Annotated in this window: 13 protein-coding genes; 12 read left to right on the forward strand and 1 reads right to left on the reverse strand. The window is 67.9% G+C overall.

What is annotated here, in order from left to right:
* The first annotated feature begins 13 nt into the window (after positions 1-13).
* The 3 genes from AC1RJ9_RS04880 to AC1RJ9_RS04890 all read left to right on the forward strand — a co-directional run bounded on the left by AC1RJ9_RS04880 (position 14) and on the right by AC1RJ9_RS04890 (position 6,957).
* A complete protein-coding gene (locus AC1RJ9_RS04880; RefSeq protein ID WP_492836492.1) occupies positions 14-3,193 on the forward strand; it encodes an efflux RND transporter permease subunit in 3,180 nt (1,059 codons plus the stop codon).
* An 83-nt stretch (positions 3,194-3,276) separates the two neighbouring features.
* A complete protein-coding gene (locus AC1RJ9_RS04885) occupies positions 3,277-4,674 on the forward strand; it encodes an efflux transporter outer membrane subunit (RefSeq protein WP_492836494.1) in 1,398 nt (465 codons plus the stop codon).
* 117 nt (positions 4,675-4,791) lie between these two features.
* Complete coding sequence (locus tag AC1RJ9_RS04890) at positions 4,792-6,957, forward strand: hypothetical protein (protein WP_492836496.1); 2,166 nt, start codon at positions 4,792-4,794, stop codon at positions 6,955-6,957.
* Positions 6,958-6,972: 15 nt separating this feature from the next.
* Here the strand turns inward: AC1RJ9_RS04890 and AC1RJ9_RS04895 are convergent, their stop codons facing one another.
* Positions 6,973-7,713: a LytTR family DNA-binding domain-containing protein gene (locus AC1RJ9_RS04895; protein ID WP_492836498.1), complete on the reverse strand. Its 741-nt coding sequence runs from the start codon at positions 7,711-7,713 to the stop codon at positions 6,973-6,975.
* Between the two features lie 146 nt (positions 7,714-7,859).
* On the opposite strand from AC1RJ9_RS04895, the gene AC1RJ9_RS04900 reads away from it, so the two are divergent.
* From AC1RJ9_RS04900 to sucD, 9 genes are all read left to right on the forward strand, one after another.
* Positions 7,860-8,420, forward strand: a complete 561-nt coding sequence (locus AC1RJ9_RS04900) for a DUF2306 domain-containing protein (RefSeq protein WP_492836500.1) — start codon at positions 7,860-7,862, stop codon at positions 8,418-8,420.
* Positions 8,421-8,574: 154 nt separating this feature from the next.
* Positions 8,575-9,261: a TetR/AcrR family transcriptional regulator gene (locus AC1RJ9_RS04905; protein WP_492836502.1), complete on the forward strand. Its 687-nt coding sequence runs from the start codon at positions 8,575-8,577 to the stop codon at positions 9,259-9,261.
* A gap of 200 nt (positions 9,262-9,461) precedes the next feature.
* Complete coding sequence (locus AC1RJ9_RS04910) at positions 9,462-11,702, forward strand: TonB-dependent receptor (protein WP_492836504.1); 2,241 nt, start codon at positions 9,462-9,464, stop codon at positions 11,700-11,702.
* Positions 11,703-11,897: 195 nt separating this feature from the next.
* On the forward strand, positions 11,898-13,226 hold the full coding sequence (locus AC1RJ9_RS04915; protein WP_492836506.1) for a spinster family MFS transporter: 1,329 nt from the start codon (positions 11,898-11,900) through the stop codon (positions 13,224-13,226).
* 83 nt (positions 13,227-13,309) lie between these two features.
* Positions 13,310-16,684 carry a glycosyltransferase gene (locus tag AC1RJ9_RS04920; RefSeq protein WP_492836508.1) on the forward strand — a complete coding sequence of 1,125 codons (3,375 nt, stop codon included), beginning with the start codon at positions 13,310-13,312 and terminating at the stop codon, positions 16,682-16,684.
* 73 nt (positions 16,685-16,757) lie between these two features.
* A complete protein-coding gene (locus tag AC1RJ9_RS04925) occupies positions 16,758-18,383 on the forward strand; it encodes an alpha/beta hydrolase (protein ID WP_492836510.1) in 1,626 nt (541 codons plus the stop codon).
* Between the two features lie 61 nt (positions 18,384-18,444).
* On the forward strand, positions 18,445-19,131 hold the full coding sequence (locus AC1RJ9_RS04930; RefSeq protein WP_492836512.1) for a hypothetical protein: 687 nt from the start codon (positions 18,445-18,447) through the stop codon (positions 19,129-19,131).
* A 278-nt stretch (positions 19,132-19,409) separates the two neighbouring features.
* Entirely contained in the window at positions 19,410-20,609 is a 1,200-nt protein-coding gene (gene sucC / locus AC1RJ9_RS04935; RefSeq protein WP_492836514.1) for an ADP-forming succinate--CoA ligase subunit beta, read from the forward strand.
* Entirely contained in the window at positions 20,610-21,494 is an 885-nt protein-coding gene (gene sucD / locus AC1RJ9_RS04940; protein WP_492836516.1) for a succinate--CoA ligase subunit alpha, read from the forward strand.
* The last annotated feature ends 163 nt before the right edge of the window (positions 21,495-21,657 follow it).

Consider the following 21,657-nt stretch of genomic DNA (forward strand, 5'->3'; position numbering starts at 1 on the left):
CGGATCGACCGCCATGAACTTCTCGAAATTCTTCGTGAGCCGACCGCGTTTCGCGGCCGTGCTCTCCATCGTCATCTTCATCGCCGGCCTGGTGGCTCTGCCCCAGCTGCCGATCAGCGAATATCCCGAAGTGGTGCCGCCGACCGTGGTCGTGCGCGCCGCCTATCCGGGCGCCAACCCCTCCGTCATCGGCCAGACCGTCGCCGCTCCGCTGGAGCAGGCGATCAACGGCGTCGAGGGCATGATCTACCAGTCGTCGCAGTCGGCCTCCGACGGCGCGATGATCCTGACCGTCACCTTCGCCCTTGGGACCGATCTCGATAAGGCCCAGGTGCAGGTGCAGAACCGCGTCGCCCAGGCCCTGCCGAAGCTGCCCCAGGAGGTGCAGCGCATCGGCGTGACCACCGACAAGGCCTCGCCCGACCTGACCCTGGTCGTGCACATGATCTCGCCCAACAACCGCTACGACATGCTCTATCTGAGCAACTACGCGCAGCTGAACGTCCGCGACCGCCTCAAGCGCGTCGATGGCGTGGGCGACGTGCAGATCTTCGGCGCGGGCGCGTACTCGATGCGCGTGTGGCTGGATCCGGAAAAGCTGGCCTCGCTGAACATGACGGCCGGCGACGTGGTCAAGGCGCTGCGCGAGCAGAACGTTCAGGTCGCCGCCGGCCAGCTGGGCGCGCCGCCCACCAACACGGGCGCGGACTTCCAGCTGTCGATCAACGCCCCCGGCCGCCTGACCGACGAGGAGCAGTTCCGCGACGTGATCATCCGCTCGGGTGAGAACGGCGAGATCACCCGCCTGGGCGAAGTGGCCCGCGTGGAGTTGGGCGCCAACAACTACGCCCTGCGCAGCTTGCTCGACAACAAGTCGGCCGTCGCCATGCCGATCTTCCAGCGTCCGGGTTCGAACGCCCTGCAGATGGCCGCCGACATCAAGAAGACGATGAAGGAGCTGAAGAAGGAGTTCCCCGAAGGCGTCGACTACGAGATCATCTACGACACGACCGCCTTCGTGCAGGAGAGCATCGACTCGGTGGTCCACACCCTGATCGAGGCCATCATCCTGGTGGTTCTGGTGGTGGTGCTGTTCCTGCAGGGCTGGCGCGCCTCGGTCATTCCGCTGATCGCCGTGCCCGTCTCGCTGGTCGGCACCTTCGCGGTGCTGCTGATGCTGGGCTTCGGCCTCAACGCCCTGACCCTGTTCGGCCTGGTCCTGGCCATCGGCATCGTCGTCGACGACGCCATCGTCGTGGTCGAGAACGTCGAGCGGAACATCTCCAACGGCCTCGAACCGGCCGCGGCCACCCGCAAGGCCATGAGCGAGGTCACCGGACCGATCATCTCCACGGCCCTGGTGCTGTGCGCGGTGTTCATCCCGACCGCCTTCATCACCGGCCTGTCGGGCCAGTTCTACCGTCAGTTCGCCCTGACCATCGCCATCTCGACGGTGATCTCGGCCTTCAACTCCCTGACCCTGTCGCCGGCCCTGGCCGCCGTGCTCCTCAAGAGCCACGACGCGCCGAAGGACCGCTTCCAGAAGATGATCGACGCGGCGCTGGGCTGGTTGTTCAACCCGTTCAACCGCTTCTTCGCCAGGGCTTCGAACGGCTACGTCAACGGCGTGGCCAAGAGCCTGGGCAAGTCGACCGCCGGCCTGATCATCTACGGCGTGCTGCTGCTGCTGACGTTCGGCGCCTTCGCCAAGACCCCGGGCGGCTTCGTGCCGCAGCAGGACAAGGCCTATGTCGTCGCCGTGGTGCAACTGCCCGACGCCGCGTCGCTGGACCGCACCGAAGCCGTCATCCGTCAGATGGGCGACATCGCCATGAAGGTGCCGGGCATCAAGCACTCGGTGGCCTTCCCCGGCCTGTCGGCCAACGGCTTCATCAACAGCCCCAACTCCGGCGCGGTGTTCTTCCCGCTGGCCGACTTCAAGGAGCGCAAGGACAAGTCGATGTCGGCCAACGCCATCGTCGGCGAGCTGAACGCCAAGTTCGGCGCCATTCCCGACGCCCAGATCGCGGTCTTCCCGCCGCCTTCGGTGCAGGGCCTGGGCACGATCGGCGGCTTCCGCATGCAGATCGTCGACAAGGCGGGCCTGGGTCCTGACGAGCTGAACAAGCAGACCCAGAACCTGATCGACAAGGCCCGCAAGGATCCGGCCCTGGTCGGGGTGTTCTCGACCTACCAGGTCAGCGTGCCGAAGATCGAAGCCAATATCGACCGCGAAAAGGCCCGGGCCTCGGGCGTGTCGCTGACCGACCTGTTCGAGACCATGCAGGTCTATCTGGGCTCGCTGTACGTCAACGACTTCAACCGCTTTGGCCGCACCTACGAGGTCAACGTCCAGGCCGACCAGAGCTTCCGCCTGCAGCCCGAGCAGATGCTGCGCCTGCAGACGCGCAACGGGTCGGGCCAGATGATCCCGCTGGGCAGCTTCGTCAGCTTCAAGGAAGCCACCGGTCCCGATCGCGAGAGCCACTACAACGGCGTGCTCACGGCCGAGATCAACGGCGGCCCGGCCCCCGGCTACTCTTCGGGCGAGGCCCAGAAGGCGCTGGAAGACCTGGCCAAGAAGGAACTGCCCAATGGCATGGGCTACGAGTGGACCGAGCTGACCTACCAGCAGATCCTGGCCGGCAATTCGGCGGTCTACATCTTCCCGCTGTGCGTGCTGCTGGCCTTCCTGGTGCTGGTCGCCCAGTACGAAAGCTGGAGCCTGCCGCTGGTCGTCATCCTGATCGTGCCGATGACCCTGCTGTCCGCCCTGGCCGGCGTCCTGCTGACCCACGGCGACAACAACATCTTCACCCAGATCGGGCTGATCGTGCTGGTGGGGCTGGCCTGTAAGAACGCCATCCTGATCGTGGAGTTCGCCAAGGAGCGCGAGGAACATGGCGACACGCCGCTGCAAGCGGTGCTGGAAGCCTGTCGCCTTCGCCTGCGGCCGATCCTGATGACCTCGATCGCCTTCATCATGGGCGTGTGGCCGCTGGTCGTCAGCCACGGCGCGGGTTCCGAGATGCGCAAGGCGATGGGCGTGGCGGTGTTCTCCGGCATGCTCGGCGTCACGGTCTTCGGCCTGATCCTGACGCCGATCTTCTACTACGTCATCCGTCGCTCCGCCGCCCGCCGGGCCGCGAGCAAGGCGGCGCGGATCGCGGCTGCGCCGGTGGAGAGCCACTGATGCGCGCCACCTCCGGAACCGCTTCCACCCCCATCCCCACCCTTCCCCCGTCAAAGGGGGAAGGGAGACCTTCGAGGTCCGCCATGACCCTCTTCAAGCTGGCCCTCATCGCCGGCATTTCCCTGACGGCCGCCGCCTGCGCGGTGGGGCCGAACTACAAGGCGCCGGCGACCCCGCCGGCGGCCTTCCAGAACGCCGACCCGGCCGTCTTCACCGCCGCCAATCCGGAAGCCGAATGGTGGAAGGCGTTCGGTGACCCGGTGCTGGACCAGCTGGTCGGCCAGGCCTTCTCGGCCAATCTGGACCTGAAAATCGCCGTGGCCCGTGTGGCCGAGGCCCGGGCCCTGTTCACCGAACAGAAGCTGGATCTGCTGCCGCATGTCACCGCCGACGGGACCTATGTGAAGAGCAACCAGCAGCAGCCCGGCTCGAACGGCCAGCGCGTCGAGAGCCAGACCTACCAGGCCGGCTTCGACGCCGGCTGGGAGATCGACCTCTTCGGGCGCGTCCGTCGCGGCGTCGAGGCGGCGGGGGCGGAAGCCGGCGCGGCCCAGGCCGAGCTGCGCGACGCCCAGGTCACGGTCGCGGCGGAAGTCGCTCGAAATTATCTCGAACTGCGCGGCGCCCAGGCCCGGCTGAAGGTCGCCAACCGCAACCTCGAGACCCAGCGCGAGACCTTGCGCCTGACCAAGGTGCGGTTCGACGCCGGGGCCGGCAGCCCGATCGACGTGGCCAGCGCTCAGGCCCGCCTGAACGCCACCGAAGCGGCGATTCCGGGCCTGATCACGGCCGAGAAGCGCGCCAACTACCGCCTGGCGGTCCTGACGGGTCAGCGTCCCGGCGCGCTGGACGCCCTGCTGGTCCCGCGCGATGTCGACACCCGTCCGTTGATCACCGCCCTGCCGATCGGCGAGGCCGGCGATCTGCTGCGCCGCCGTCCGGACGTGCAGGCGGCCGAGCGTCGCCTGGCCTCGCAGACCGCCCAGGTTGGGGTGGCCACGGCCGACCTCTTCCCGCGCGTCTCGGTGACCGGCTTCGTCGGCTTCCTGTCGGGAACCTCGGCCGGCTTCGGCGCCGGGGCCAGCAAGGCCTGGTCCGTGGCCCCCAGCGTCAGCTGGCCGGCGCTCGACCTGGGCAGCGCCCATGCCCGCCTGCGGGCGGCGCGGGCCCGCGACGACGCGGCCCTGGCCAATTACGACCAGACCGTGCTGCGGGCGCTGGAGGACCTGGAGAACGCCCTGGTCTCCTACCGCCAGCAGCAGGCCCAACTGGTCAGCCTGACCAGCCAGGCCGCCGCCTCGCGTCGCGCGGCCGAGCTGGCCCGGATCCAGTACAAGGAGGGCGGCATCGACTTCCTGGTGCTGCTGGACGCCGAGCGCACCCTGCTGGCCGCCGAGGACAGCCTCAGCGTCGCGGAGACCGGCGTCAACACCGACGTCGTGGCCATCTACAAGGCCCTCGGCGGCGGCTGGAAGGCCTGACACCGAAAGTTCGCCCCGGCCATTGCGCGACCGGGGCGAACTATTTTTCACGGCTCCGCTTGCATGTGTACAGCAAACTCAATACCAATCCTGGCGACATGTGCCGGAGGTTGAGTCATGGCTACGCTTCAAATTCTGAAATCCGCTTACAGCGACGTCTCGCGTCTCCCGTTCGCCAACATCCCCGCGGCGGACCTGACCGCCCTGCAGACCCTGGCCGGGCGCGTCGACGCCTCGACCCTGAGCCTGGCCGACGCGCGCATCGAGATCGGCAAGCTGGTGACCGCGTCCACCACGGTGGCCAATCTCTCGTACAACTTCTTCACCGGGGCGACGCCGACGGCGCTTGGCCTGGACTATCTGATCTCGCCGAACGGCGGGAACCCCAACAACCTCAACTCGGCCTACTACCAGTCGTTCTCGGCCGAGAACCGCTTCATCAACTTCGCGGTCAATCTGGGCAAGAACGGCGCGGGCAAGGACGCCTTCACCGCCGCCTATGGCGCGCTGGACCTGGCCGCCGCGGCGACCAAAGCCTATGGCGAGATCTTTGGCTTCGCCCCGGCGGCGGGCCTGATCGACACCATCCTGACCGCCCAGGTGCCCAACGGCCTGGGCGGGACCTTCACCCGCGCGGAGTACTTCGCCTACTACGGCGGCGACGGCGCGAACGGCCTGGGGACCAAGGGCGCTCTGGTCGGCTTCCTGCTGGCCGTGGCCGCCAAAGAGCATATCGGCGTCTACGCCAAGGCCAACGACGCCTTCCTGGCCGACCTCGCCAATGATGGCCAGGCGAGCTTCAACACCAGCCTGGTGGGGGCCTATGGCGAGCAGTCGACCTACGCGGCCGGCGCGACCATCGCGGTGACCGACACCCAGAGCGTCTCGCCCGACGCGACCAATGCGGCCCTGCGCTCGACGACCAACAACGACACGGTCACGGGAACGACCAACAGCGGCGCGATCCTCGTCAGCGGCGGCCACGACATCGTCACCTTCTCGGGCGCGGTCGGCGGCTATATCGACGGCGGCGACGGCAACGACACGATCAGCGTCGGTCAGCTGAACGCCGCGGTCGACGTTCTGGGCGGCGCGCCGAACGGCAAGATCAGCGGCGGAGCCGGCAACGACCTGATCACGGTCGGCAAGATGATCAACGGCGCCATCGTCGACGGCGGCGCTGGCGACGACACCCTGGTGATGGGCGCCGACACCGACCTGTTCGACAAGACCCAGATCACCAATGTCGAGCACCTGGTGCTCGAGAACTTCAAGCTATCATTCACCTCGCCGACCCTGGGCACGACCACGGTCATGCCGCTGGTGGCCACGAACTACACCGGCCTGCAGGACGTCACCCTGAAGTCGTCGATCTCGACGCGGATCGACAACCTCGCCCAGAACGTGGCGCTGAAGATGGACGGGGTCGCCGGCGGTACGCTGAAGGTCAACTACCACGTCGACCTGGTGATCACCGGCATGTCCTCGGCGCAGGTCGGGGCCCCCGTCGTGAACGCCTATCTGAACAACGTCACCAGCAGCAACGCCACGCCGACCCAGCTGGTGGTCACCGGCAATGACGGGGCGCTGGTCGTGCACGTCCAGAGCGACAGCACGCTGGCCCTCATCAACTCGCAGACCGTCGACGGGCCTTACTCCAACGGCAAGGTCGTCGTTGTCGGGACCGGCCACCTGACCGCCAACTTCATCGGCAGCGAGGGCGGCTACAACCTCACGACCCACAACCTGGACGCCTCCAGCTCGGCGGGGATCGACGTCCTCGGGATCGGCGGCTCGGGCGGCGTCCCGAACACCGTCGTGCTGTCGGCCTACAATGACAGCGTGGCCGCCGACTTGCTTGGGGCGTCCGTGTCGACCTTCACCCTGGGCGCGGGCTCGGACGTCTTCAAGCTGTACGAGAACGGCGTCTCCGCGCCGCGCTTCTCGAACCTTAGCGTCGCGAACAACAAGGTGACGACCTTCGCCACCCTCACCGACTTCGAGAAGGGCGTGGACCACGTCGATCTGGGGACGGTGATCCCGGCGGTGACCACCGGCATCAGCGCCGGCTCCGCCACCACCCTGGAACAGGCGCTGATCAACGCTTCCAGCCAGGTGTCGGCCAACGGCACGGGTGTCTTCGAGTGGAACGGCGACACCTACATCTACCACCAGGACGCCACGGTCGGGGTCAATACCGGCGACGGCCTGATCCGTCTGGTGGGCGTCACCGGCCTGACCGTCGGGACCGGTGCGGGCAGCGTCGACATCCACTTCGGCTAGGCGAAGGCGGGCTGATCAGAACCAGCCGGCTTCTCGCAGGGCCTTGGCGTAGGCGCGGCTGACGGGCGCCTCGACGTCGCCCTTCAGCCGCAGGGTCGCCCGGCCGTCGCCGCGCCGGGCGCCGTCGACCGCCGCCTTGGCCACCCACCACGAGCGGTGGGTCTGGGCGCCCTCGATGCCCTCCAGTTCGGCCACGGCGTCCGACAGGCGCATCAGGATCAGGTCCTGACCGCGCGAGGTATGCAGGCGCAGATAGTGGTCCTGCGCCTCGACGGCGTAGAGCTCGGCGCCGCGCAGCTTGGCCGGCAGGCGATCCAGAAAGCGCGGGGCGGGGGCGCCCGTTGGCGCCGCGTGGGTCTGGGCGGGTTCGCGCTGGACCAGGAAGTTCAGGGCCGTCATCGCCGCGGTGACGATGAACACCGGCGCCAGGTAGCGGGGCAGGGTCTCCATCCGGATCCCGCGCTGGAACACGCTCTCGCTGACGAACCAGACGAAGGCCGTGAACGGCAGGGTGATGGCGATGACCGTCAGGGCGCCGTACAGCCAGGGGCGGCCGTCGGCGCGGCCGTCGCGGCCGATCACCTGGGTGACGCCCGTGCCCACGACCGCGCCGGCGACGCACAGTCCGACCCAGTAGGCCAGCCGCGTGAGCAGCGGCGCCTGGCCCGAGCCCAGGGCGCCGATCAGCGCCAGGAACACGCCGGCCCCGCCCGACACCAGATAGCCGCGCACCGCCTCGCGCGAGGTCAGCGCCATTCGCGAAGCGTGAACGGCGTCCCCCAGCCGCTCGCGAAAGGACGGTGGCGATTGGCGCAACGGCGATTGAGACAAGAGAACGCCCACTCCAACAAGGCTTTCGACGGCGAGACGAACCCGCCGGACCGAACCGGGAGTGAAGGAAGATGGATGAGAACGGCAAGTCAATCGCTCTGGCGGCGCTTCGCAACGACACCCTGAGAAAGGCCGCCGTGGGCGTCGTGCTGGCGGTTGGCGTGGTCGGCGTCGCGGCTACTGGCATGTTCGCCGACCTCGCGGGCCATGCCGCGCGCATTCCGTTCCATCCCCACGCGCCCGACCTGTCGCGGATCGCCGAAGCGCCCGCCGTCATCAGGCTGCACCTGCTCTCGGCCCTGACCGCCCTGGTCATCGGCGTCGCGTTGATGATGCGGGTGAAGGGCACGGGCCTGCACAAGCTGCTGGGCTGGACCTGGGTGCTGGCCATGGGGACCACGGCGGTCAGTTCGCTGTTCATCCGCGAGCTCAACCACGGCGCCTTCAGCTTCATCCACCTGCTGTCGGGCTGGACCATCGTCGGCCTGCCGGGCGCCGTCTACGCCGTCAAGCGCGGCAGGGTCGCCGCCCACCGCCGGGCCATGACCGGCATGTTCACCGGCGGCCTGCTGCTGGCCGGCCTCTTCGCCTTCATCCCCGGCCGCCTGCTCTGGACCGTGTTCCTGGGCTGACCCTCTGGCGGGCGCCCGTGGCCCTGCCGGTGACCTTCCACGGCGTGTTCGTCCAGGCCTAGAGAACGAGCTTGGATAACAGGGGTCCCTTGCCAGGTCCGCCGGGATGCGCCTATCCGAGGACGGAGCGCAACCACGGCGGACCTCGACTTTCATGACCGCAACCAAGACCCGCGCCAGCGGGCGGGGCCGTCCGTCCAAGGCCAAGGGACTGGATCTCAAGGAAACCATCCTCGACGCCGCCGAGGGGCTGTTCGCCCGTCACGGCTTCCATGGGGTGACGACACGCCAGGTGGCGGCGGAGGCCGGCGTCGATACGGCGCTGATCCACTATTATTTCGGGGCCAAGCGCGAGCTGTTCGACGCGGTGTTCCTGCGCCGCGCCGAGATCCTGAACCAGGCCCGCGAGGCGTCGATGAACGCCTATGTGGCGGCGCACGACGCGGGGTCCATGACGGTCGAGGGGGTGATCGAGGCCTTCATCGATCCGCTGCTGCGCATCTCGCGAGAGGGCGGGGCCGGCTGGAAGAGCTACTTCGTCCTGGTCGCCCAGGTGAACAACACCCCGGCCTGGGGCGGCGAGACCATGGCCCGGTTCTTCGATCCGGTGGTTCACCAGCTGGTCGAGACCCTGAAGATCGTCCGGCCGGAGGCGGCCTATCGCGACCTTTACTGGTGCTACCAGTTCCTGACCGGATCGATGATGCTGTCGCTGTCCGAGACCGGGCGGATCGACTCGCTGTCGGAAGGCGAGTGCCGCTCCAGCGACCTGGAGGCGGTCCGCCGGCGCCTGTTCTCGTACTGCGCGGCTGGCTTCGAAGCCGTCATCGCCAAGGCTTAGCGCGGCGGAACGCCGGCTTTCCATCCGAGGATTATCCGCTCACATTCTTTTTCATCACTTGATGAAAAAGTGCTGGCGCTTGGCGCCGGTTCGGGTGATGGTGCCTGCAATTCGCTGTTCGATGAAATGGCGAACCCCGAGCACGCGTCCGCATAAGACGGATCCGGCTCGGACGGGCGGAACGCAAGGGAGGGAACCCCATGACTTCGATGTGGAAGGCCGCGCTGTTGGCTGGCGCGGCGTGGAGCACGATCGCGGGCGTCGCGTCGGCGCAAGAGGCTCCGGCGGCAAGCGGCAACGTCTCGGTCGACGAGGTGGTCGTCACCGCCCGTCGTCGCGAGGAAAACCTCAAGGACGTGCCGGTGGCCGTGTCGGCCTTCTCGGCCGAGAAGCTGGAACGCTCGGGCGGCACGGACATCACCGTGCTCTCGCAGACGACCCCGAACATCACGGTGCAGACCGCCCGTGGCTCGAACTCGACCCTGATCAGCTACATCCGCGGCGTCGGCCAGCAGGATCCGCTGTGGGGCTACGAGCCCGGCGTCGGCCTCTATGTCGACGACGTCTACATCTACCGTCCGCAGGGCGCGGTGCTGGACATCTTCGACATCGAGCGCATCGAAGTGCTGCGCGGCCCGCAGGGCACGCTGTACGGCCGCAACACCATCGGCGGCGCCATCAAGTACGTGACCAAGCGCCTGGGCGACGAGGCCGGCGCCAAGGTTCGCGCGACCTATGGCAGCTATAACCAGACCGACCTGATGGTCACCGGCCAGACGCCGGTCGGCGGCGGCCTGTCGGTGGGCGGCGCCTACGCCGTCTACAAGCGCGACGGCTACGGCAAGAACCTGACCACGGGCGCCGACCAGTACGACAAGGACGTCCAGGCCTATCGCCTGAGCGCCGAGTACAAGCCGACCGAGGATCTGTTCTTCCGCCTGGCCTATGACAAGGTCGTGGACAAGTCGAACCCGCGTCATGGTCACCGCGAGACCCTGCCGACCGTCGGCGCCTATCCGATCCTCGACATCTACGACACGCAAGCCGGCCTGGGCGACAAGAACCGCGTCAAGACCGAAGGCCTGTCGCTGACCGGCCAGTGGGACGCCACCCAGAACCTGACGTTCAAGTCGATCACCGCCAACCGCAAGGGTCATACCCAGACCCTGATCGACTTCGACGGCACCCCGCTGCCGACGCTGGACGTGCCGGCCACCTATGACGACCGCTCGTTCTCGCAGGAGCTGCAGGCCGTCTATGCGGACGAAAACGTTCAGGGCGTCTTTGGCCTGTACTACATGAACAGCCAGGCCTCGGGCGAGTTCGACACCATCGCCGGCAATCTGGGCGTCTCGATCGCCGACGGCGGCAAGGTCAACACCCAGAGCTTCGCGGCCTTCTTCGACTTCAGCGCCAACCTGACCGACCGCCTGAAGGTCTCGCTCGGCGCCCGCGCCACCCGCGACCACAAGCGCGCCAACGTGTTCCGCTTCTTCTATCTGGGCGCCACGCCGTCGCCGTACCAGGGCGGCGCCAACCGTCCGATCCTGCAGGTGCGCACCAACTATGACGCCGCCCGCACGTTCGAGCAGTTCACGCCGCGCATCTCGGTCTCGTACGAGCTCAGCGACGACCTGAACACCTACGCCTCGTTCTCGAAGGGCTACAAGTCGGGCGGCTGGGACATGCGCGGCGACGCGTTCATCACCCCGCAGACGACCCAGGGCTATCTGCCCGAAGTCGTGAAGACCTACGAGGCCGGCCTGAAGGGCTACGCCCTGGATCGCCGCGTGTCGTTCTCGTCAGCGATCTTCCTGTCGAAATATACCAACCAGCAGGTCACGACCCAGGTCGTGGTGCCCTCGGGCATCGCCAGCTCGGTCGACAACGCCGGCGCCTCGACCCTGTACGGCGCCGAGTTCGAAGCCAGCGCCAAGTTCAACCAGCACCTGACCGGCAATGTCGCGCTCGGCTACATCCACGCCAAGTACGACACCTTCAGCCGCTTCGTGCCGGCCGGCGCGCCGAACCCGCTGAACCCGTCGACGGTCCTGGCCACCGGCCAGGTGATCAACGTCGCCGACCTCTACGGCTTCCAGAACACGCCGGAATTCACCGGCAATGTCAGCCTGACCTGGCGCGCGGACCTGGCCGGCGGCGACATCGCCATCACCCCGATGGTCAGCTACCGCGACAAGTACCAGCAGTTCGAACAGCCGCTGCCGGCCCTCGACCAGAAGGCCTTCACCCTGGTCGACCTGACGGCGATCTGGACCGCTCCGGGCGGCAAGTACAAGCTGGCCCTGACCGGCAAGAACCTGACCAACGAGAAGTACCGCACCGGCGGCTACAACTTCGGGGCGCCGACCTACAACAACTCGGTGATCGGCTTCTACGGCCCGCCGCGCACCGTCGCCGGCTCGATCGAGGTGGCGTTCTAATTATCTAGGCGATCAGCGGGCGTGATAGCCGAAAGTGGATGCCGGTTTCGGCGGCTATCACGCCCCAACTTAAGGCTGGAGCCTGCTTGTCCGGTTCAGATTGCATCTGAACCGGGCAGGCTCCGCGGCGGGACTTGCTGCAACAAGTCCCGCCCTTTCTTTGTGTAGACACAGGCAGTGGCGTAGGGGGCGGCGATGAGCGAGCAGCAGCAGACGGAAGCGAAGACGCAGCAGGGCTCGGGCTATCGCTACGTGGTCCTGGCGATGCTGATCCTCGCCTACACCTTCAACTTCCTGGACCGGCAGATCCTCGGCATCCTGGCCAAGCCGATCAAGGACGAGTTCGGCCTGACCGACGCCCAGTTCGGCCTGATGGGCGGTCTGGCCTTCGCCCTGCTCTACACGACCCTGGCCATCCCGATCGCCTGGCTGGCGGACCGTTTCAGCCGCGTCTGGATCATGACCGCCGCCCTGACCCTGTGGAGCGGCTTCACCGCCCTGTGCGGCGTGGTCGGCAGCTTCTCGCATCTGTTCCTGGCCCGCATGGGCGTGGGCATCGGCGAGGCCGGCGGCGTGGCTCCGGCCTATTCGCTGATCTCGGACTATTTCCCCAAGCACCAGCGCGCCCGGGCCCTGGCGGCCTACGCGTTCGGCATCCCGCTGGGCACGGCGGCCGGCACCCTGGTCGGCGGCCTGCTGGCCGTGCACTACGGCTGGCGCACGGCCTTCATCGTCGTCGGCGCGATGGGGGTGATGCTGGCCCCGATCTTCCGCCTCGTCGTCCGCGACCCGCCGCGCGGCGGCGCCGATCGCGCGCCCAATGCGCCGCCCGTCGCGCCCGCTCCGGCCGCCCCGCTGCGCGAGGTGGCGAGCCTGCTGGCGGCCAAGCCCAGCTTCTGGCTGCTGGCCCTGGGCGCGGCGGCGTCGTCGGTCTGCGGCTATGGCGTCGCGGCCTGGCTGCCGTCGTTCTTCATGCGCAGCCTGGGCCTGACCCTGTCCCAGACCGCCTGGTATTATTCGGGCATCGCCTTCCTGGGCGGGGTGGTCGGCATCTGGATGGGCGGCGTGATGGCCGACCGCCTGGGCGCCAAGTCCAAGGCCGGCTACCCGCTGACCCCGGCCGTGGCCTTCCTGATCTCGGTGCCCTGCTTCCTGCTGGCCATGAACAGCGGATCGCTGGTCGGTGGTCTGGGTGGCAATGCTTCGCTGGCCCTGGCCTTCGTGATCTTCCTGGTCCCCACGGGCCTGAACCTGGCCTGGCTGGGTCCCGTCACGGCGGCCGTGCAGCACCTGGCGCCCGCGCCCATGCGGACCACGGCCTCGGCCCTGTTCCTGCTGATCAACAACCTCTTGGGGATCGCCGTCGGGGTCTATTATTTCGGCGCCATGGCCGACTTCCTGAAGCCGACCTTCGGGGCCGAATCCCTGCGCTGGGCGATCTATACCGGCATGGGCTTCTACCTGCTGGCCGCCCTGCTGTTCTTCCTGGCCTCGCGGCGTCTGGACCGGGATTGGGTGGAGTAGGCGCGATGACGGGCCGCATCACGGCATAGCGCCACGGTTCGGTCAATTTCGGGTATCAAAGGGCGCGAAACCAGAGCGCCAGCATGACTCCCGAAGACCGCCATATCTTTCACGACCCCTCCGGCAAGCGGGAGCGCCGGGCCAAGCTGGTGCTCGGCGTCGTCATCTCGCTGGTCGCCGCGATCGTGGCCGGCTTCGTCGCCACCCTGGCCTTCGCCCCGCGGCTGCCCGACGCGCCGCTGAAGGACCCGCACGTCCTGACGTCGCTGCACCAGGAAACCCCGCGCAAGACCAGGATCGTCAAGTCGTGGCGCCGCGTGCCCCGGCCTCCCGCCGCGAAAGGCGAGGCCGGGCCCAGCGACGCCGCGCACCCGCTGTCGGTCGGCTTCTACGTCGCCTGGGACGAGGACAGCCGCGAGTCCCTGCGCCGCAACATCGACAAGCTGGACGTGGTCTCGCCGCAGTGGGTGGCGATCAACGGCGCCAAGGGCGACATCAGCCTGGTCGACGACGCCGAGGGCGTGGCGCGGATCGCCAATGCGCCGAACAAACCGGCCGTCCTGCCGCTGGTCCACAACTCGGCCAACGCCGCCTTCGACGGTCCGCTGGCCGATGCGCTGCTGACCGACCCGGCCGCCCGCGCCAAGCTGATCAACAATCTGAGGGTCCTGGCCGACCAGCATGGCTACGGCGGTTACGTCTTCGACTTCGAGGCGCTCTCCGCCAAGGGCCTCAACGCCTATCCGCTGTTCCTGAACGAGGCCCGCGCCGCCCTGGCGGCGACCGGCCGCGAGGTCTGGGTCACCGCCCCGTTCGACGGGGAAGGCTGGCCTCTGAAGCGTCTGGAGCAGGCCTCCGACACCCTGGTGCTGATGGCCTATGACGAGCACTACGCGCTCGGCGATCCCGGCCCCAACGCCGGCCAGGACTGGTACGAGACCGAGCTGGAAAAGCGCTTCGCCCGTCTCGACCCGAACCGCGTGGTGCTGGCCCTGGGCGCCTACGGCTATGACTGGACGCTGAACAAGGACGGCTCGCGGTCGTCCGGCGCGCCGTCCACGTTCCACGAGGCCATGCGCAACGCCCAGGACGCCGGGGCGACGATTCGCATGGACGACAACGCCCTCAACCCCACCTATCAGTACACCGACGACAACGGCGACGAGCACGTCGTCTGGTTCCTGGACGCCGTCACCCTGTTCAACCAGATCAAGGTCTCCGACGCCTGGAAGCCGCGCGGCTATGGCCTGTGGCGGATGGGTATGGAGGATCCGGGCGTCTGGTCGCTGCTGGGCAAACCCTATGGCAAGGCCTCGGCCGGCGGCCTGACCACCCTCGCCAACGGTCAGGGCGTCGACTTCGACGGCGGCGGCGAGGTGCTGCGCGTGGCCCAGCTGCCCACGCCCGGCAAACGCAGCCTGGAGTTCGATCCCGACACCGGCCTGGTTTCGGGCGAGCGCTACGACGTCATTCCCAGCAGCTACGTGATCGAGCGCTACGGCCAGAAGAAGGGCCTGGTGGCCCTGACCTTCGACGACGGCCCCGACGGTCGCTGGACGCCGAAGATCCTCGACATTCTCAAGCGAAAGAACGCGCCCGCGACCTTCTTCGTGATCGGCCAGAACATGCAGCGCCGTCCCGACCTGGTGGAGCGCGAGGTGGCCGAGGGCCACGACGTCGGCGGACACAGCTGGACCCATCCCAACATCGCCGAGACGCCGCTGCCGCAGGTGCAGGTCGAGCTGAACGCCACCCAGCGCCTGTTCGAGGTGCTGACCGGCCGCTCGATGCGCCTGTTCCGGCCGCCGTTCTTCGGCGACGCCGAGCCCTCGACCCCGCACGAAGTGGCCCCGCTCGTGATCGCCCAGACCCTGGGCTACATGACCGTGGGCCTGCGCATCGACCCGGACGACTGGCAGAAGCCGACGCCGCAACAGATCATCGACCGCGTTCTGGATCGCCTGGACAATCCGGGCGATCGCCCGGGGCAGGTGGTGCTGCTGCACGACGCCGGCGGCGACCGCAGCCGGACCGTGGCGGCCCTGCCGGGGCTGATCGACCAGATCCGGGCCCGCGGCTACCGCCTGGTGACCGTCGGCGAACTGGCCGGCATGACCGCGCAACAGGTGATGCCGCCAACCTCGCGCACGGCCGCCGACCTGTTCCTGGATCGTCTTGGCTTCGACTTCTTCCGCTGGGCCCAGGCCACGATGACCTGGCTGTTCGTCACGGCGATCTTCCTGGGCGTCGCGCGGCTGGTGTTCCTGGCCAGCCTGGCTCTGGTCCACCGCTTCTGGACGCATGAGGAGCCCGCCGATCTCGATAGCGAGAACGGCCCGCTGGTCTCGGTGCTGATCCCCTGCTTCAACGAGGAGAAGGTGATCGCCGCCTCGGTGGCGCGGATCCTGGAGAGCGACTGGAAGAACCTCGAGGTGCTGGTTCTCGACGACGGCTCCAAGGACCGCACGGCTCAGGAGGTGCGCGACCATTTCGCCGATGATCCGCGCGTGACGCTGCTGTCGTTCGAGAACGGCGGCAAGGCGCGGGCGGTCAATCGCGGCCTGGCCGTGGCCAAGGGCGAGTTCGTCGTGGCCCTGGACGCCGACACCCTGTTCCCGCCCGAGACCATCGGCCGCCTGGCCCGCTGGTTCCAGGATCCGGACATCGGCGCGGTGGCCGGTAACGCCATCGTCGGCAACCGGGTCAACATCGTCACCCGCTGGCAGGCGCTGGAATATGTCACCGCCCAGAACCTGGAGCGCCGGGCGCTGTCGGCCCTGGGCGCGGTGACCGTGGTGCCCGGCGCCGTCGGGGCGTGGCGCAAGAGCGTGCTCGACGCCCTGGGCGGCTATCCGTCCGACACCCTGGCCGAGGACCAGGACCTGACCATCGCCTGCCAGCGCGCCGGCTGGAAGGTCGCCTTCGATCCCGAGGCCCGCGCCTATACCGAGGCGCCCGACACCGTCGGCGGCCTGCTGAAGCAGCGCTTCCGCTGGTCGTTCGGCACGCTGCAGTGCGTGTGGAAGCACCGCAAGGCGATGTTCAGCACCAAGACTCCGGTGCTGGGCTTCGTGGCCCTGCCGCAGATCTGGCTGTTCCAGATCATCCTGGCCGTGGCCGCGCCCCTGGTCGACTTCGCCGTCATCTGGAGCCTGATCAGCGGTCTCTACGGCGCGATCGCCCACCCCGTGGAATGGCGCCCGGACGACATGCTGCTGGGCCTGACCTACTGGGCGATCTTCATCGCCGTCGACCTTTCGGCCGGCGCCCTGGGCATGGCCCTGGAGAAGCGCGCGCCCTGGGCCGACCTGCCGTTCCTGCCGGTGCAGCGGTTCGGCTATCGCCAGCTGATGTACTATGTCGTGGTCAAGTCGGTGGTCATGGCCATTCGCGGCGGCCGGGTCGGCTGGGGCAAGCTGGAGCGGCGCGGGTCGGCGTCCGTGGGCGCGAACGGCTAGGCTTGCCAGCCTTGCGCCGGCATGGCCAATCTCTCGCCCAGTTTTTTGGGGCCAAGTTTTGGGGGGAGCGACCATGCGGGCGATGATCAGGGGTGGGATCGTAACGGCGGCGATGCTGCTGGCGGTGAGTGGCGCTCAGGCCTGGGCGGCCGACGGCCATCCGATCCTGCGGGTCCAGGTGGGGTCCCAGATCCAGGGACCGGTCTCGGGCCGCCTGCTGGTCTTCGCCCAGCCCCTGGCCGCGGCCAAGGCCGGCGCCAGGGACGGCGTGATCGAAAGCGTCGAGGCCAATCCGTTCGAGGGCCAGGGCCAGGTCGCCGCGCGCGAGGTCGGCACGGTCGGGGCCGGCGCCACGGTCGAGATCGACCTGGACGGCGTCGCCGCCCCTCAGATGTTCTCCAAGCTGCCGCCGGGCGAGTACGCGGTACAGGCCGTGCTCGATCAGAACCACAGCTACAACTACAGCGGCCGGGGCGGCGGCGACCTGGTCAGCCCGGTCACGACCGTGACGCTGCCGCTGGCCGCCGGGACCAAGCTGGTGCTGGACAAGGTCGAGCCGGTCTACGATCCCTTCAACCTGCCGGCCAGTGCGCCCAAGGAAGCTGTCGCCCGGCTGGCGGCGGCCAAGCCGCACATCGCGCCGGTGAACTTCGTCAGCCCCGCGCTCAGCGCCTTCTTCGGCCGGCCGATCACCATGAAGGGCTGGGTCCTGACCCCACCGGGCTACGAGACCGGCAAGGACCGCTATCCGACGGCCTACTACACCCACGGCTTCGGCGGCTCGAACGAGCATCTGGTCAGCCAGGCGACCCGCATGTACGACCTGATGGCCAAGGGCGAGGCCCCGCCGATGATCTGGGTCTATCTGGACGAGAGCAGCGCCACCGGCACGCACGAGTTCGCCGACAGCCTCAACAACGGTCCCTGGGGCAAGGCCCTGACCGAGGAGCTGATCCCGGACCTGGAAAAGCACTGGCGCATGGACGCCAAGCCTACGAGTCGTTTCCTCAACGGCCACTCCTCGGGCGGCTGGGCGACCCTGTGGCTGCAGACCCGCTATCCGAAGGTATTCGGCGGAACCTGGTCGACCTCGCCGGACCCCAGCGATTTCCACGACTTCACGGGCGTGGACCTCTACGCCCCGAACGCCAACGTCTACTACAAGCCGGACGGCTCCTTGCGTCCGATCGCCCGCGACCACGACAAGGTGCTGGCGACGCTGAAGGACATGGTCGCGCTGGAGGAGGTTCTGGGCGAATACGGCGGTCAGTTCGGCTCGTTCGACTGGGTGTTCTCGCCGCGCGGTCCGGCCGGCCGGCCCGTGCCGATGTTCGACCGGGCGACCGGCGCGGTCGATCCCGCCGTCGTCGCCTACTGGAGCCAGCACTACGACATCGCCGCGCGGCTGAAGCGAAGCTGGCCGGCGCTGAAGCCCGATCTGGACGGCAAGGTCCGCCTGATCGTCGGCACGGCCGACACCTTCTATCTGGACGGTTCGGCCCGCAGGCTGGAAGCGGTGATGAAGGGGCTCGGGGCCAAGACCGACTTCCGCTACCTGAAGGACAAGACGCACGGCGACCTCTACCAGGTCGGCGACGACCGCCAGGCCCTGATAAAGCAGATCGCCTGGGAGATGTACGCCGTGGCCCGGTCGGGCGCGAAGCCGCCCGCGCCGATTCCCGCCGCGCCCAGAGGTTGAGATAACGCCGATCTGTGGCAAGCTCCGCCGTGTCGCCTAGCCGACGCTCGGGGAGCTTGCCATGAAGTCTTTCGCTATCGCCCTTTCACTCGCTGTCGCGCTCGCGGCGACCGCGCCGGCCCAGGCCGCGCCGCCGGCCGGGACCGAGAAGGTCAAGCTGTCGGGCAAGAAGGGGCCCAGCCTGTTCCGGCCCGGCTTCCAGCTGGGCGAGTACGACGGCGACGCCACGGTCAAGAGCAGCAGGAGCTCGGTCACCGGCGTCTTCGAGGGCGGCAAGGCCAGCGTCGAGATGACGGTCAACGGCCCGGGCCTGGGCCCGGTCGAGGTGGCCTGCGGCGGCGGCCAGAGCCGGCTGGGCCTGGGCTGGATCACCTTCGACCGCGACAAGCTGCAGTTCTTCTGCACGCTCTCGGGCCCCGGCGCGGGCGCCGACGCGACCTTCGCCCTGGCCAGCGCCAAGGGCGGCGGCCTTCTCAAGAACCTCCAGCAGCCGCAGCGCGCCGCCGAGCTGCGCTTCGGCGGCCTGAACATCCGGGCGCGCACGGAACAGGTCGGCGGCCTGCCGCTCGGCGGCGGCGCGACGATCGGCTACGTGTTCAGCCGCGACGGGATCGACATCGGCGGGGTGGACCTGGCCGCCATGCAGCCGACCGCCTACCTGCCGCCCAAGGGCTCGAAGGATCGTGACGCGGTCGCGGTGCTGTCGCTGATCCTGATCTTCTTCAAGGACCCCGGCCGCCAGCGGTGATCTCGCGATGATCTCGCCTTGATCTGGGCGCCAACGGCTGACGCGATCCATGACACCGGGGGACAACTGTTCCGGCGCGAGATTTTGTGACCGGTAACAGATGCGCGGGGTCAAGGGCTTCCCGTGCTCAGAGCGCCCAGATGCCCGGCGCGGGTGTCTCGTTGGACAAGATAAGCACGCAAGCCCTCACCTTATCGTCTTCGTGCGGTTGCGCCTGCGAAATAGCGCTCCTATAACCCGGCCACATTTCAGAAAGCCGTCGTCGAGACCGGGCCCTCATGAACATCCACGAACATCAAGCCAAAGCCGTACTCGCCGAGTTCGGCGCTCCCGTGCCGCGCGGCTTCGCCGCCTTCACCCCGGATGAAGCCGCCGCCGCCGCCGAAAAGCTCGGCACGCCGGTCTTCGTCGTGAAGAGCCAGATCCACGCCGGTGGCCGCGGCAAGGGCAAGTTCGAGGGCCTGGGCCCCGACGCCAAGGGCGGCGTCCGTGTCGTCAAGTCGGTCGAAGAGGTCCGCGCGAACGCCCAGGAAATGCTCGGCCGCGTGCTGGTGACCCACCAGACCGGCCCCAAGGGCAAGCAGGTCAACCGCCTCTACATCGAAGAAGGCGCGGCGATCGCCAAGGAATTCTACCTGTCGCTTCTCGTCGACCGCGCCTCGAGCAAGGTCTCGGTGGTCGCCTCGACCGAAGGCGGCATGGACATCGAGGACGTCGCTCACTCGACCCCCGAGAAGATCCACACCTTCACCATCGACCCGGCGACGGGCGTGTGGCCGACCCACCAGCGCGCCCTGGCCAAGGCCCTGGGCCTGACCGGCGGTCTGGCCAAGGAAGCGGCTTCGCTGCTGACCCAGCTCTATACGGCGTTCATGGCCAAGGACATGGCCATGCTGGAGATCAACCCGCTGATCGTGACCGCGGATGATCACCTGCGCGTCCTGGACGCCAAGCTGTCGTTCGACGGCAACAGCCTGTTCCGTCACCCGGACATCAAGGCGCTGCGCGACGAGAGCGAAGAAGACCCCAAGGAAATCGAAGCCAGCAAGTACGACCTGGCCTATATCGCCCTGGACGGCGAAATCGGCTGCATGGTCAACGGCGCGGGCCTGGCCATGGCCACCATGGACATCATCAAGCTGTACGGCGCCGAGCCGGCCAACTTCCTGGATGTCGGCGGCGGCGCCAGCAAGGAGAAGGTCACCGCGGCCTTCAAGATCATCACCGCCGATCCGGCCGTGAAGGGCATCCTGGTCAACATCTTCGGCGGCATCATGCGCTGCGACATCATCGCGGAAGGCGTCATCGCCGCCGTGAAGGAAGTCGGCCTGCAGGTTCCGCTCGTTGTCCGCCTGGAAGGCACCAACGTCGAACTCGGTAAGAAAATCATCTCGGAAAGCGGCCTGAACGTCATCGCCGCCAACGACCTGTCTGACGGCGCCGAAAAGATCGTCGCGGCCGTGAAGGGTGCTCGCTAAATGTCGATCCTCATCGGTTCTGAAACCAAGGTCATCTGCCAGGGCATCACCGGCGCCCAGGGCACGTTCCACTCCGAACAGGCCATCGCCTACGGCACCAAGATGGTCGGCGGCGTCACGCCGGGCAAGGGCGGCCAGACCCACATCGGCCTGCCGGTGTTCGACACGGTCGGCGAAGCCAAGGAAGCCACCGGCGCCGACGCCTCGGTGATCTACGTCCCGCCGCCCTTCGCGGCCGACTCGATCCTGGAAGCCATCGAAGCCGAGATCCCGCTGATCATCTGCATCACCGAAGGCATCCCGGTGCTGGACATGGTCAAGGTCAAGAAGGCGCTGCAAGGCTCGCGTTCGCGCCTGATCGGCCCGAACTGCCCGGGCGTCCTGACGCCGAACCAGTGCAAGATCGGCATCATGCCGGGCGGCATCTTCTCGGCGGGCTCGGTCGGCGTCGTGTCGCGTTCGGGCACCCTGACCTATGAAGCCGTGTTCCAGACCACCAATGCGGGCCTGGGCCAGACCACGGCCGTCGGCATCGGCGGCGACCCGGTCAAGGGCACCGAGTTCATCGACGTGCTGGAACTGTTCCTGGCCGACGAAGCCACCAAGTCGATCGTCATGATCGGTGAAATCGGCGGCGCGGCCGAAGAAGAAGCGGCCCAGTTCCTGAAGGACGAAGCCAAGCGCGGCCGCAGCAAGCCCATGGTCGGCTTCATCGCCGGTCGCACGGCCCCTCCCGGCCGTCACATGGGTCACGCCGGCGCCATCGTTTCGGGCGGCAAGGGCGGCGCCGAGGACAAGATCGCGGCGATGGAAGAGGCGGGCATCCGCGTCTCGCCTTCGCCGGCCAAGCTGGGCGAGACCCTGCTGGAAGTCCTGAAGGGCTAACTAGACACCGAAACCCCGCCTCGCGCGGGGCCCAGGTTTTTTGCGACCGCCAGTCGACGATCCGAAAAAATCACCTGGGCCCCGCCGTTCGACGGGCGCCCGGGCGATTGAGAGACTATATTTACGGGCTATGCGGTAGCGCTCCCGTAGAGCATCCGGATCT

The organism is Caulobacter sp. GW822-FHT07D08 (assembly GCF_058798735.1).